The following is a 13,360-nucleotide window of genomic DNA, read 5'->3' as shown; positions in this document are numbered from 1 at the left end:
ATGCCGACTGCCGACGACACGCCCCGCCCCACCCGCCGTGCCCTCGGCCGTGGGCCCGGCATGCGGCCTGCGGAGGCTCCTGCGGCTCCCGTGGCCCCTGCGGCGTCCCCGGAGGCCCACGAGGCCACGGCGGCGGTCACGACGGCGTATGCGGCCCCGGTGGAGGCGGCCACGCAGGCTCCCACCGCCCTGCTGGACGCCGAGAGGCCCGACGAGGGCCCCCTGGGAACGCCCCCGGAGGCCGGCTCACCCGGCGAGGCGGCCGACGACCGGCGCTTCACGGTGCGGCTGGTCAACTTCGAGGGCCCCTTCGACCTGCTCCTCCAGCTGATCTCCAAGCACAAGCTCGATGTGACCGAGGTCGCCCTGTCGAAGGTCACCGACGAGTTCATGGCCCACATCCGGGCCATGGGTCCTGACTGGGACCTCGACCAGACCACCGAGTTCCTCGTCGTCGCGGCGACCCTGCTCGACCTGAAGGCCGCCAGGCTGCTCCCCACCGCAGTCGTGGAGGACGAGGCCGACCTGGCCCTTCTGGAGGCACGGGACCTGCTCTTCGCACGGCTGCTGCAGTACCGCGCGTACAAGAGGATCGCGGACATCTTCAGCGACCGGCTGGAGTCCGAGTCCCGCCGCTACCCCCGCACCGTGGGGCTCGAACCCCAGCACGCCGAGCTGCTGCCCGAGGTCGTGATCAGCATCGGCCCCGAGGGGTTCGCGCGGCTCGCTGTGAAGGCGATGCAGCCCAGGCCCGAGCCCCAGGTGTACGTCGACCACATCCACGCCCCGCTGGTCAGCGTGCGCGAGCAGGCGGAGATCGTCGTCGCACGGCTGCGCGCGGAGGGCGAGATCAGCTTCCGGACGCTCACCGAGGACGCGGAGGACACCCTCACGGTCGTCGCCCGCTTCCTGGCGCTCCTCGAGCTGTACCGGGAGAAGGCGGTCACCCTCGACCAGGAGGAGGCGCTCGGTGACCTCCTGGTGCGCTGGACCGGCGCCGAGGGGGCCGAGCCCGTGGTCACGGACGAGTTCGACCAAGAGGCGAGCGAGCCACAGGAGGACGTACAGGCATGAGGACAGACGACGAGGGGCGTGACGCCCTGGTGGCCGGACTCGACCTCAAGCCCGCTCTGGAGGCGGTCCTCATGGTCGTCGACGAGCCCGCCACCGAGGAGCACCTCGCCAAGGTTCTCCAGCGGCCCCCCAGGGCCGTCGCCGACGCGCTGCGGGAACTGGCCGACGAGTACACCGTCCAGCGCCGTGGATTCGACCTGAGGCTCGTCGCCGGGGGCTGGCGCTTCTACACCCGCCCCGAGTACGCGGAGGCCGTCGAGGGCTTCGTCCTCGACGGCCAGCACGCCCGGCTCACGCAGGCCGCCCTGGAGACCCTCGCGGTGGTCGCGTACCGTCAGCCGGTCAGCCGGTCGAGGGTCTCGGCGGTGCGCGGAGTGAACTGCGACGGCGTCATGCGGACCCTGCTCCAGAGGGGGCTCGTCGAGGAGGCGGGCGCGGAACCCGAAACAGGTGCGATCCTGTACAGGACGACGAACTACTTTCTGGAGCGCATGGGCCTGCGAGGCCTGGACGAGCTCCCGGAACTCGCACCCTTCCTCCCGGAAGCGGACGCGATCGAGGCTGAGACGCCAGAGGGTGTGCCGTCGTTCGATCCGGACGCACCGGACACCCCGGAAACTCACGCAGACGACAAGACGGATTTTTGATGCGAAGCAGTGGCAGCAACAACGGCAGCGGCAACAGGAGCGGCGGCGGCTCCAGGAGCGGCGGCGGCAGGAGCGGTGCCGGAAGGAACAACAGCGGCAGCGGCAGGAACAGCAACCCGAACCCCCGGGTCTCCGGCTCCGAGCGCGACGACAAGCAGGAGCAGCGCCCCCGCAGGCCCCGCCCCGAGGAGCGCCGCTACGACGTGGGCTCCGACAAGCCGGGCGGCGACGGCGGCCCCCGCAAGGGCCGGGGCACGGCGGCCCGCGGGGGCGCCAAGGGCGGCCCGAAGCCCGCACAGAACGTGAGCAAGGGCGGCAGGCGCCAGGGCGCGCCCGCCCGTCCGCGCGAGCTCGACGCCAAGATCGAGCAGCGCAACCGTGACCGGTACGCGGACAAGCCCGAGATCAGGACCCCCAGGACGAACCCGGGCGCCGAGCAGGAGGGCGAGCGTCTGCAGAAGATCCTCGCCCGCGCCGGCATGGGCTCGCGCCGGGCGTGCGAGGAACTGATCGAGCAGGCCAGGGTCGAGGTCAACGGCGAGATCGTCCTGGAACAGGGCATGCGCGTCGACCCGCAGAAGGACGAGATCAAGGTCGACGGCCTGACGGTCGCCACCCAGTCGTACCTCTTCTTCGCGCTGAACAAGCCGGCCGGTGTCGTCTCCACCATGGGCGACCCCGACGGCCGTCAGAACCTCGGTGACTACGTCACCAACCGTGAGACGCGCCTGTTCCACGTCGGGCGGCTCGACACCGAGACCGAGGGCATCATCCTGCTCACCAACCACGGCGAGCTGGCCCACCGTCTGACGCACCCCAGGTACGGCGTGAAGAAGACCTATCTGGCCGCCATCCAGGGACCGCTCCCGCGCGACCTCGGCAAGCGGCTCAAGGACGGCATCCAGCTGGAGGACGGCTACGCACGCGCCGACCACTTCCGCGTCGTCGAGAACACCGGCAAGAACTACCTGGTCGAGGTCACGCTCCACGAGGGCCGCAAGCACATCGTCCGCCGGATGCTGTCCGAGGCCGGCTTCCCGGTCGAGCGCCTCGTGCGCACGTCCTTCGGGCCGATCCCGCTGGGTGACCAGAAGTCGGGCTGGCTGCGCCGCCTGACCAACACCGAGGTGGGCATGCTGATGCGCGAGGTCGGTCTGTAACACGCCCCCTCCGTCCCGTCCTCCGGGATCCCGTAAGGCCCGCGGCCGGTTCCTCGTTCAGTTTTTCGAACAGGAACCGGCCGCGGGCCTTTTGCGCCCGGCGTTTCTTCTTTATAGTCAGAGTGACTATAAAGAAGGAGGCGGCATGACGACGGGCAACACCCCCGAGGGGTACGACCCCCACGCCTTCTTCCCCTTCGCCGTCACCGTGGACCTCGCCGTCTTCACGGTCCGCGAGGCACGGCTCCATGTGCTGCTCGTGGAGCGCGGCGAGGCGCCCTACCGGGGGCGGTGGGCGCTGCCGGGCGGCTTCGTCCTGCCCCGCGAGTCGGCCGAGGAGGCCGCACGCCGCGAGCTCGCCGAGGAGACCGGCCTCACGAAGAAGTCCGTGTGCGCCTTCCACCTCGAACAGCTGCGCACCTACAGCGATCCGGACCGCGACCCCAGGATGCGGGTCGTCTCCGTCGCGTACGCCGCACTCGTGCCTGACCTCCCCGAGCCCCGGGGCGGCGGGGACGCGGCGCACGCCCAGTGGTGGGACGCGGGCACCACCGGGCCGCTCGCCTTCGACCACGACCGCATCCTGGCCGACGCGCGCGACCGCATCGGCGCCCGGCTCGAATACTCCTGCCTGGCCACCGCGTTCTGCCCCGCCGAGTTCACCCTCGGGGAGCTCCAGAGGGTCTACGAGACCGTCTGGGGCGTCGAGCTCGACCGGCCCAACTTCCGGCGCAAGGTCCTCACCACGCCAGGTTTCGTCCAGGCCGTGGACGGACCACCGCGCCGCACCGGCGGACGGGGGAAACCGGCCGCTCTCTACCGGGCGGGTGCCGCTACCGCCCTGCACCCTCCATTGCTGCGCCCGGAAGGACGCCCGGAAGGACGGACATCATGATCTCGACAAGGATTCTCACCAAACAGGCGGCCACCGGCGCGCTGACCGGTCTTGCGCTCGGTGACGCCCTCGGCTACCCCACGGAGTTCGACAACGTCCCCGCGATCCTCGCGAAGTGCGGGCCCTGGCGCCGGATGCGGCTCCCGGAGCCCGCGCTCGTCAGCGACGACACCCAGATGACGCTCGCCCTGGGCGCCGGCATCCGCACCGCCATGGACCGGGGTCTGCTCACCCCGGAGCGCCTGGCGGAGCCGGTCCGGGAGGAGTTCGTCCGCTGGTACCGCTCCCCGGAGAACAACCGCGCTCCCGGCCGCACCTGCATGACGGCCTGCCGCATGCTCGAGGAGGCGCCGAGGCCCTGGCAGGCCGCCAGCCAGACCGGCTCCAAGGGCTGCGGCGCGAACATGCGGGTCGCACCCGTCGGCCTCGTACCCGGCCTCAGTGAGGAGCAGCGCTCCGGAGCCGCCCAGTTCCAGGCCGCGCTGACCCACGGCCACCCGACCGCGCTCGCCGCGTCCGACCTGATGGCCCGCGCGGTGTTCCTGCTCGCGCAGGGGGCCGAACCGATGGGCCTGATCGGCCAGTTGCGCAGCTACGCCTACGAGAACGGCAGCCGCTACCAGACACGCTGGCTCGGCGACCTCTGGCGGTACGCGGGCGATGCCTCGCCCGAGGCGTACATCCGGCGCGGCTGGGACGAGTGCCTGACCGCGCTCGCCCGGGTCCAGGACGCGCTGCGCACCCCGTCGCCCGAGACCGACCCCTGCGAGGCCACCGGCGACGGCTGGGTCGCCGAGGAGGCGCTCGCCACCGCCCTGCACTGCTTCCTCCTCTTCCCCGCCGAACCGCTCACCGCCCTGCGCCGGGCCGCCTGCACACGGGGCGATTCGGACTCCCTGGGCTGCCTGGCCGGAGCGCTGGCCGGCGCGCACCTGGGGGCGGAAGCCTGGCCCAAGGAGTGGTCGGAGCGCGTCGAGTACCGCAGCGACCTGCTGTCGCTGGCCGCGCTCTGGGACGCCTGACCCGTGCACAGCGGCCGTCCCGGCCGTAGCACCCGGCCTGTTCCTCCTGCGGTCGCCGTCTCACTCGCGTTCGCGCAGATGGGAGCGGCGGCCGTCCCGGTCGAAGATGCCGAGGACCTCCGCCGGGCCGCCGATGGCGCCCAGCGCGTGGGGGAGCATCGTGGTGAACTCCGCCGCCTGCCCCTCCTCCACCCGTAGCCGCCGTTCCCCCAGCAGCAGCAACGCCGTGCCGGACAGCACCGTGAACCACTCCCGGCCGGGGTGCGCCTTGAGCGCGGAGGGGCCGTCGGGCGGCGGCCCTGTCAGCCGCATCCGGGCCACGGTGACGCCGGGCTGGCCGCGCAGCGCCCACTGGGTCAGGCCTCGCGCCAGGTCGTGCGTGGGGTTCGTGACGACATCGTCGGCGGCCGTCTCGACGAGCTGGTCGAGCGAGGTGCCGAGCGCCCGGGCGATCACGGTGAGCTGGTCGAGAGCGATCCTGCGGTGGCCGGTCTCGATCCTGCTGAGGGTGGAGGGGCTCAGGTGGCAGCGGGTGGCCAGCTCGTCGAGCGACCAGCTGTGCGCGGCCCGCAGGGCCCGGATCCGTTTGCGTACGAGGCCGTCCAGATCACTGCCTTCTTGCTTCATGGGCAAGACAGTATGCGCTGAACGCAAATCTTCGTAGGCTCGGCCGTATGACATCTTCCGCCTCCCACGGCCACGGCCACGGCCACACCCACACCCACGACCACGGAGACACCGGCCACGGGGACACCGGCCGGGACGACTCCCTTGCCGAGGTGCTCGATCTCGACGCCGAGATCTTCGCCCCCTACCTCACCTCGGTGACCGGCAGGATCGCCGAGGTCGCCGGGGACGGGGTCAGGCACGTCGTCGACCTCGGATCGGGCACCGGAACCGGCACGTCCGCCCTCCTGGAACGCTTCCCCCACGCCACTGTGACCGCCGTCGACAGCTCGGCCGCGATGCTGGCCAGGCTTGTCGAGGCGGCCCGGGCGAAGGGCCTGGGTGAGCGGGTGCGCACCCTGGAGACGGACGCGGGCACCGGACTCGCCGGCATCACGGACGCCGACCTCGTCTGGGCCTCGGCCTCCCTGCACCACCTGGACGACCCGGCCACCGCCATCGACGGCATCCGTGCCGCGCTGCGCCCCGGCGGGCTGCTGGCGGTCGCCGAGGTGGACGGGATGCCGCACTTCCTCCCGGAGGACGCCGTGGCAGGCCGCCCCGGCCTGGAGACACGCTGCCGCGAGGCGCTGGACGGCCTCCACGCCGAGCAGGTGCCGCACCTGGGCGCCGACTGGGGCGCCCTCCTGACGGCATCCGGCCTCGTCGTCGAGCAGGAGCGCACGGAGCGGCTGGAGCTGCGGGCCCCGCTGCCCGTGGGAGCCGGGCAGTACGCCCACGTCGTGCTCGGCCGCATCCGGGGCGCCGTCGACGGCCTGGTGGACCCCGACGACCTGGCCGCGCTCGACACCCTGCTCGACGGAGGCCCGGCCGACGTGCGCCACCGCGACGACCTCGTCGTCCGCTCGACACGGCAGCTCTGGCTGGCCCGCCGCCCGGCGGCTGCCTCCTAGGGCAATACACCTAGGTGTATTGATCACGAGCGTGGGTCGTGCCCTGAGCGCTGTCCGCCGACGCCCGCCTGGTCCGTACGAGGAAGGCCTCCACGCGTTCCCGGTCGGGCTCCGGCGGCAGCGGGGAGCGGGGGGCCGCCTCGTCGTTCTCCTCCGCGAGGCGCGTCATCCGCCGCTCCACCTCGGCCCACGGGACCTCGCCCCGCTTCACCGCCAGCAGGTCGTCGCGCGCGTCCCCGACCTCGATCCGCAGCTCGCCCGTCCGCAGCAGGTCACGGCCGGACGCCAGCAGCCGCAGCAGATGCATGGCGTGCTTCCAGCGCGGAGCGCCGTGCGTACGGACATCGGCCTCCAGCTTCCGCCGCTGGCCCAGCGCGTAGCGTACGAACGTCCCGTGCGCCCGCCGGGACAGGAAGGCGTCCCGCAGGCCGATGAGCTCGCGGCCCGTCGCGTCGATCCGCTCCACGAGCGGGGAGTGCAGGCACTCCAGCACATTCGGGTTCGCCCGCAGCGCCAGCTCGCAGAAGCGCTCGAGTTCCCAGGAGAACTGCTCGTCGGCCGGGCCTTCGACATGGGTCGGCGGTTTCGTGAAGCCCCAGAACAGCTGGGTGGGCGCGAGGAAGACCCCGCGCAGGTCCGTGTCGCTGTCGTCGGTGGCAAGACCGAAGGCACGGGAGCCCATCACACAGGAGTAGACGGTGTGCTCCCGCACCAGCCGTGTGCCATCAGGGGTGATCATGCGCGCGAGGCTACGCGCCCCACGGGGGCCGGACACCGCCGCCTCGACGACGCGGTGTCTCACGGACAGAGCACCGTGACGGGGCACGCCGCCACACCTCTAGGGTGAAAGGGCACGCAGCACAAGGCGACGAGGGGTACGACGTGGCGGTACGAGCAGTCCGTGGAGCCGTCCAGCTGGACCGGGACGAGGCCGGTCACATGGGCGAGCGGGTGAGTGAGCTCCTCACCGAGGTCCTGGAACGCAATCAGCTCGTCGCCGACGACCTGATCAGCGTCTGGTTCACCGCCACCCCCGACCTGCACAGCGACTTCCCGGCCGCTGCGGCCAGAGGCCTCGGTATCGTCGACGTACCGCTGATCTGCGCCCAGGAGCTCGACATCACCGGGGCCATGCCCCGGGTGGTCCGCATCCTGGCCCATGTGGAGACGTACCTCTCCAAGTCCGAGATCAGCCACGTCTACCTCGGCGCCACCGGCGCCCTCCGCAAGGACATCGCCCAGTGAGAACCGCCCTGGTCATCGGAACCGGCCTGGTCGGCACCTCCGCCGCCCTCGCCCTCGCGGGGCGCGGTGTCCGGGTGCACCTCGCCGACAGCGACGCGTCATCGGCGCAGACCGCCGCAGCGCTCGGCGCCGGCACGGACGAGGCGCCCGACGGCCCCGTCGACCTGGCGGTCGTCGCCGTACCGCCCGCCCACACCGCGTCGGTGCTGGCCACCGCCATGCGGGACGGGATCGCCCGCGCCTACCTCGACGTCGCCAGCGTCAAGGGCGGGCCGCGCCGCGACCTGGAGGCGCTGGGCGTCGACCTCGCGCCCTACATCGGCACCCATCCCATGGCGGGCAAGGAGCGCTCAGGGCCGCTGGCGGCCACCGCCGACCTCTTCGAGGGCCGCCCCTGGGTCCTCACCCCGACCAGGGACACCGACACCGAGGTCCTCAACCTCGCCCTGGAGCTGGTCGCGCTCTGCCGTGCCGTCCCCGTCGTCATGGACGCCGACGCCCACGACCGCGCCGTCGCCCTGGTCTCCCACACCCCGCAGCTGATCTCCTCGATGGTCGCCGCCCGTCTCGAGGAGGCCGACGAGACCGCCGTACGCCTGTGCGGCCAGGGGATCAGGGACGTCACCCGTATCGCGGCCTCCGACCCCCGGATGTGGGTGGAGATCCTCTCCGCCAACCCCGGCCCCGTCGCCGATGTGCTGACGGGCGTCGCCGCCGACCTGGAGGAGACGGTCCGGGCGCTGCGTGGTCTGCAGTCCGCGGACGAGGACAAGCGCCGCACGGGCACCGAAGGCATCGAGGACGTCCTGCGCCGCGGCAACGCGGGCCGCGTCAGGGTCCCAGGCAAGCACGGGGCAGCCCCGGCGTCGTACGAGATCGTCGCCGTGCTCATCACCGACCGGCCGGGCGAGCTGGCCGCGATCTTCGCCGACGCGGGGAGGGCCGGGGTCAACATCGAGGACGTCCGTATCGAGCACGCCACCGGCCAGCAGGCCGGACTGGTCCAGCTGATGGTCGAGCCGAGCGCGGCGGCCGGGCTGAGCGCCGCCCTCGGCGAACGCGGCTGGTCGATCCGACCATAGGGGGCTTGTTCCGCCCTGGGACGGCCCGGCGGGCCGGGGGAGCGGGCCCGGAGACAGGGGTGCAAAGGCGCTTCCCGCACTCGGTAACCTTGGGGGAGGCCGTCCCATGGCCCGCTCCGCCCGCCCCCGTGTACCAGGAAGGTGTCCACCACCGTGGAAACCGTAAGCGCCGCCGCCCGGACCGCCCCGGCCGCAGTGATCGTCGCCATCGACGGGCCCTCCGGCACAGGCAAGTCGAGCACCTCCAAGGCCGTCGCCGCCCAGCTCGGCCTGAGCTACCTGGACACTGGCGCCCAGTACCGGGCGATCACCTGGTGGATGCTGAACAACGGCATCGACGTGACGAACCCGGCCGAGATCGCCATGGCCGCCGCCAAGCCGGTCATCGTCTCCGGCACCGACCCGTCCGCCCCGACGATCACCGTCGACGGCGAGGACGCCTCGGGCCCCATCCGCACCCAGGAGGTCACCTCCGAGGTCAGTGCGGTCAGCGCGGTGCCCGAGGTGCGCGCCCTGATCACCGAGCTGCAGCGTTCGATCGCCAGGGAGGCCGAGCGCGGCATCGTCGTCGAGGGCCGTGACATCGGCACGACCGTGCTGCCCGACGCCGACATCAAGATCTTCCTGACCGCCTCCCCCGAGGCGCGCGCCGCCCGCCGCAGCGGTGAGGTCAAGGGATCCGACCTGGCCGCCACCCAGGAGGCGCTGATCAAGCGGGACGCCGCCGACTCCGGCCGCAAGACCTCTCCGCTGGCCAAGGCCGGGGACGCCGTCGAGGTGGACACCACCGACCTGACCCTCACGCAGGTCATCGAGTGCGTCGTCACCCTCGTCGGGGAGAAGCAGGCCGCGAAGTGACCCGACCCACCGCCGCTCCCACGCTGCGCGGAGCGGCCGTCGGACGCGGGATAGGCATCGGGCTCATGTACGGGCTGTTCAGGCCCCGTGTGCTCGGCGCGTGGCGCGTGCCCGCCTCGGGACCCGTCATACTCGCGGTGAACCACGCGCACAATCTCGACGGACCGATGCTGATGGGCACCGCGCCCCGGCCCGTCCACTTCCTGATCAAGAAGGAGGCGTTCGTCGGCCCCCTCGACCCGTTCCTGCGCGGAATCGGGCAGCTGAAGGTGGACCGTACGACCGTCGACCGCAACGCCATCACGCAGGCACTCGGCGTGCTGGACGACGGCGGGGCGCTCGGGATCTTCCCCGAGGGCACCAGGGGCGAGGGCGACTTCGCCTCCCTGCGCGCGGGGCTCGCGTACTTCGCGGTGCGTGGCGGGGCGCCGATCGTCCCCGTCGCCGTCCTGGGAAGCACGGAGCGCCGAGGACGGTTGATATCGGCACTGCCTCCGCTGCGCAGCCGCGTCGACGTCGTCTTCGGTGACGCCTTCGAGGCCGGCGACGGCAGCGGGAGGCGGACCAGGAAGGCGTTGGACGAGGCGACGCTGCGGATCCAGGGGGAGCTGACCGCTCACCTGGAGCACGCCAGGCGTCTCACCGGACGCCTGTGACACTTGAGTAGTGGGCCGCGCGATCGTGGCCCATCGATGATGATGCAAAGAGGAACGGACTTCATGAACGACCAGATTCACTCCGGCGGCTCGGACCACGAGCACGGAGCACTTGGCGATGCCGAGTACGCGGAGTTCATGGAGCTCGCCGCGCAGGAGGGATTCGACCCCGAGGAGGTCGAGGGCGCGATCGGTGCGGCCGGTCACGGACCGCTTCCGGTGCTCGCCGTCGTCGGCCGCCCGAATGTCGGCAAGTCGACCCTGGTGAACCGGATCATCGGCCGCCGTGAGGCCGTCGTCCAGGACAAGCCCGGCGTCACCCGTGACCGCGTCAGCTACGAGGCCGAGTGGGCAGGGCGCCGCTTCAAGGTCGTCGACACCGGCGGCTGGGAGCAGGACGTGCTGGGCCTCGACGCCTCCGTCGCCGCCCAGGCCGAGTACGCGATCTCGACGGCCGACGCGGTCGTCTTCGTCGTCGACGCGACGGTCGGCGCGACCGACACCGACGAGGCCGTCGTCAGGCTGCTGCGCAAGGCCAAGAAGCCCGTCGTCCTCTGCGCCAACAAGGTCGACGGACAGAGCGGTGAAGCCGACGCCACCGCCCTCTGGTCGCTCGGCCTCGGTGAGCCGCACCCCGTCTCCTCCCTGCACGGCCGTGGCACGGGCGACATGCTGGACGCCGTCCTGGAGGCCCTGCCCGAGGCGCCGGCCCAGACCTTCGGCACCGCGCTCGGCGGCCCCCGCCGTATCGCGCTCATCGGCCGCCCGAACGTCGGCAAGTCGTCGCTGCTGAACAAGGTCGCCAACGAGGACCGTGTCGTCGTCAACGAGCTGGCCGGCACCACCCGCGACCCGGTCGACGAGCTGATCGAGCTCGGCGGCGTCACCTGGAAGTTCATCGACACGGCCGGTATCCGCCGCAAGGTCCACCTCCAGGAGGGCGCGGACTACTACGCCTCGCTGCGTACCGCCGCCGCCGTGGAGAAGGCCGAGGTCGCCGTCATCCTGATCGACTCGAGCGAGTCCATCAGCGTCCAGGACCAGCGCATCGTCACCATGGCCGTGGAAGCGGGCCGTGCGATCGTGATCGCCTTCAACAAGTGGGACACCCTCGACGAGGAGCGCCGCTACTACCTGGAGCGCGAGATCGACACGGAGCTCGCGCAGGTGGCCTGGGCCCCGCGCGTCAACGTCTCGGCCGTCACCGGCCGGCACATGGAGAAGCTGGTCCCCGCGATCGAGACGGCGATCGAGGGCTGGGAGACCCGTGTCCCCACCGGCCGGCTCAACGCCTTCCTCGGTGAGATCGTCGCCTCCCACCCGCACCCGGTGCGCGGCGGTAAGCAGCCCCGCATCCTGTTCGGCACCCAGGCGGGCACCAAGCCGCCGCGGTTCGTCCTCTTCTCGTCCGGCTTCCTGGAGCACGGCTACCGCCGCTTCGTCGAACGCCGTCTGCGCGAGGAGTTCGGCTTCGAGGGCACGCCGATCCACATCTCGGTGCGGGTGCGCGAGAAGCGCGGCCGCAAGAAGTGACCTGAGGGCCTACGACGAAGCCCCGGACCCACCGCGCGGAGCGGAGGGCCCGGGGCTTCGCCGTACGTCCTCAGGAGTCCGTGGAGCCGGGCGGCAGCGCCGCGGGGCGGGCACTGCCCGCATGCCGTCCGACGCGCTGCCAGGAACCGGGGTTGCCGCCGCCCGAGCCGTGGCTCCCCTGGGCGTTCGCCGCCGTACGGCCGCTCAGCGGTGCACGGCTGCCGAACATCCCGATACCGAACGCTCTGAAGCCGAGATTCTCCTCACCGGTGCGGTCCCCCGGAAGCGCCCGGAACGACCGCCTGTACTCGGAGTACAGCGCGTCGTAGATCGGGGTGGGGGACTTACCGCCCGAGGGGTCCTGCGACGGGCGCATGGCCGGGATCGGGGTCTGCTGGTGGCGAGGAGGGTCGTATGAGTGCACGTAGGTGCCAACGAACTCGACCCCCGTCGGATGCGGGCCGGGCGGAGAAAACGCTGTTCGGCGGGCAGGGGAGGGCGGCGCGGGCACGGTCAGGTCCCGGCGAGGGGCATCGTCGCGGCGACCAGGAGGCCATTGACCGCTGCCTTGTCCAGCGCGTCACGGAGCAGGTCCTCGCGCGGCTGCTGGCCGATGGAACCGGCCGGTGCGGCGAAGACCAGCACGCTCTGCGCCTTGTTGGCGGCCGTCCGCCAGCCCTCGGTGACCTGGAGCGGCTGATGTGCCTGCCACCAGGCGACCGGGCTGCCGCCGCCTGCGCCCGGCTGGAGCACCGCGTGCAGCTGGCCCATGGCGAGGAGGACCGACCAGCCGGGGAGGACGCCGGGCAGCCGGTTCAGATGGGGCGTGGGCTGGAAGCCCTGCTCCAGCAGGAGCTGGAGGAACTGGTCGCCGCCGGTGCCGTCCGTGCCCGGGCGGGCGATCGGCCCGGTCGGTTCCACGACCAGGGCAGGGCGCAGGTCGTCGTCGATCAGGACGAGACCGCTGGTGATACCGAGGACGGCCTGTTCGGGCATGAGGCCCTCCGGATTCTGTGGCTCGCTGCCGGTGATGGAGCGCACGGCGCCCTGGAGCTGGTCCTCCGCGACCTGGACGACCTGCGAGGGGATGCAGGACGCGTGGGCGAAGGCGAGCACGGCGGTCTCGTCCCCCACGAACAGCACCGTGCTGGTGCGTTCCTGGTCGGAGTCGCCGGGGGTGCGGCACGAGGTGCAGTCGTAACTGCCTGGGGCACTGTCGCCGACGAGCAGCCGGTCGGCTTCGGCATCGCCGATCTCGGCGCGTACGTCCTCGCTGACGTCGAGCATGCGCGGCACGGGTGGCTCCTCGAACTCGGTGCGTGGGCCGGGAGGTTCCCGGCTCATGAAGAGACAACGGAAGACCCGGGGCCGGGGTCACGCGCGAATCGGGAGATTGAGACCGAGGGGTGGATCGCGCAGGCGATCCGGAGTCGAACATTCCGCGTAAGACCTCCGGTATAGGCCTTTTGTTCGAAAAGTCGCCGATGTGTGCGACGCTCCTGTGACTTCCCCGAGTGGCGCCGACCGTGGCGGCCGTGGTGCATGCGCTGCGTTACAAGGCCGATGGGGCGCCCGTGGGGGCGTGACAGGGGTGCGCGGGGGAATGTA

At 71.9% G+C, this 13,360-nt stretch carries 15 protein-coding genes; 11 read left to right on the top strand and 4 right to left on the bottom strand.

Annotation, left to right across the window (positions count from 1 at the left end; translation table 11 throughout):
* The 5 genes from AB0C75_RS11855 (at position 1) to AB0C75_RS11835 (ending at position 4,798) form a co-directional block, all read left to right on the top strand.
* On the top strand, positions 1-1,074 hold the full coding sequence (locus AB0C75_RS11855; protein ID WP_362889571.1) for a ScpA family protein: 1,074 nt from the start codon (positions 1-3) through the stop codon (positions 1,072-1,074).
* Positions 1,071-1,721 carry an SMC-Scp complex subunit ScpB gene (gene scpB, locus AB0C75_RS11850; protein ID WP_362889569.1) on the top strand — a complete coding sequence of 217 codons (651 nt, stop codon included), beginning with the start codon at positions 1,071-1,073 and terminating at the stop codon, positions 1,719-1,721. The genes AB0C75_RS11855 and scpB overlap by 4 nt, the downstream gene beginning before the upstream one ends.
* A complete protein-coding gene (locus AB0C75_RS11845; protein WP_362889567.1) occupies positions 1,721-2,881 on the top strand; it encodes a pseudouridine synthase in 1,161 nt (386 codons plus the stop codon). Before scpB ends, AB0C75_RS11845 begins: the two co-directional genes overlap by 1 nt.
* 145 nt (positions 2,882-3,026) lie before the next feature.
* Positions 3,027-3,776 carry an NUDIX domain-containing protein gene (locus AB0C75_RS11840; protein ID WP_362889565.1) on the top strand — a complete coding sequence of 250 codons (750 nt, stop codon included), beginning with the start codon at positions 3,027-3,029 and terminating at the stop codon, positions 3,774-3,776.
* The gene (locus AB0C75_RS11835; RefSeq protein ID WP_362889563.1) at positions 3,773-4,798 is read left to right on the top strand and encodes an ADP-ribosylglycohydrolase family protein; all 1,026 of its coding nucleotides are present in this window, start codon (positions 3,773-3,775) and stop codon (positions 4,796-4,798) included. The genes AB0C75_RS11840 and AB0C75_RS11835 overlap by 4 nt, the downstream gene beginning before the upstream one ends.
* A gap of 60 nt (positions 4,799-4,858) precedes the next feature.
* Here the strand turns inward: AB0C75_RS11835 and AB0C75_RS11830 are convergent, their stop codons facing one another.
* A complete protein-coding gene (locus tag AB0C75_RS11830) occupies positions 4,859-5,425 on the bottom strand; it encodes a helix-turn-helix transcriptional regulator (protein WP_362889561.1) in 567 nt (188 codons plus the stop codon).
* A gap of 47 nt (positions 5,426-5,472) precedes the next feature.
* Here AB0C75_RS11830 and AB0C75_RS11825 point away from each other — a divergent pair, with 47 nt between their 5' ends.
* Entirely contained in the window at positions 5,473-6,378 is a 906-nt protein-coding gene (locus AB0C75_RS11825; RefSeq protein ID WP_362889559.1) for a class I SAM-dependent methyltransferase, read from the top strand.
* Positions 6,379-6,388: 10 nt separating this feature from the next.
* Here the strand turns inward: AB0C75_RS11825 and AB0C75_RS11820 are convergent, their stop codons facing one another.
* A complete protein-coding gene (locus AB0C75_RS11820; protein WP_362889557.1) occupies positions 6,389-7,117 on the bottom strand; it encodes a nucleotidyltransferase domain-containing protein in 729 nt (242 codons plus the stop codon).
* Between the two features lie 143 nt (positions 7,118-7,260).
* On the opposite strand from AB0C75_RS11820, the gene aroH reads away from it, so the two are divergent.
* From aroH to der, 5 genes are all read left to right on the top strand, one after another.
* Positions 7,261-7,623 (top strand): chorismate mutase, encoded by a 363-nt coding sequence (gene aroH / locus AB0C75_RS11815; protein ID WP_362889555.1) that lies wholly within the window; start codon positions 7,261-7,263, stop codon positions 7,621-7,623.
* A complete protein-coding gene (locus tag AB0C75_RS11810) occupies positions 7,620-8,705 on the top strand; it encodes a prephenate dehydrogenase (RefSeq protein ID WP_362889553.1) in 1,086 nt (361 codons plus the stop codon). Before aroH ends, AB0C75_RS11810 begins: the two co-directional genes overlap by 4 nt.
* 141 nt (positions 8,706-8,846) lie before the next feature.
* Positions 8,847-9,563, top strand: a complete 717-nt coding sequence (cmk, locus tag AB0C75_RS11805) for a (d)CMP kinase (RefSeq protein WP_362889551.1) — start codon at positions 8,847-8,849, stop codon at positions 9,561-9,563.
* A complete protein-coding gene (locus tag AB0C75_RS11800) occupies positions 9,560-10,219 on the top strand; it encodes a lysophospholipid acyltransferase family protein (RefSeq protein ID WP_362889549.1) in 660 nt (219 codons plus the stop codon). Before cmk ends, AB0C75_RS11800 begins: the two co-directional genes overlap by 4 nt.
* A 63-nt stretch (positions 10,220-10,282) precedes the next feature.
* The gene (gene der / locus AB0C75_RS11795; RefSeq protein ID WP_362889547.1) at positions 10,283-11,752 is read left to right on the top strand and encodes a ribosome biogenesis GTPase Der; all 1,470 of its coding nucleotides are present in this window, start codon (positions 10,283-10,285) and stop codon (positions 11,750-11,752) included.
* A 70-nt stretch (positions 11,753-11,822) separates the two neighbouring features.
* On the opposite strand, the gene AB0C75_RS11790 is transcribed toward der, so the two are convergent.
* A complete protein-coding gene (locus AB0C75_RS11790; protein WP_362889545.1) occupies positions 11,823-12,128 on the bottom strand; it encodes a hypothetical protein in 306 nt (101 codons plus the stop codon).
* A 137-nt stretch (positions 12,129-12,265) separates the two neighbouring features.
* A complete protein-coding gene (locus AB0C75_RS11785) occupies positions 12,266-13,048 on the bottom strand; it encodes a hypothetical protein (RefSeq protein ID WP_362889543.1) in 783 nt (260 codons plus the stop codon).
* Between the last annotated feature and the right edge of the window lie 312 nt (positions 13,049-13,360).

Source organism: Streptomyces sp. NPDC048565, from assembly GCF_040650935.1.
Lineage (GTDB): Bacteria > Actinomycetota > Actinomycetes > Streptomycetales > Streptomycetaceae > Streptomyces.
This window is presented reverse-complemented; position numbering and strand designations above follow the sequence as displayed.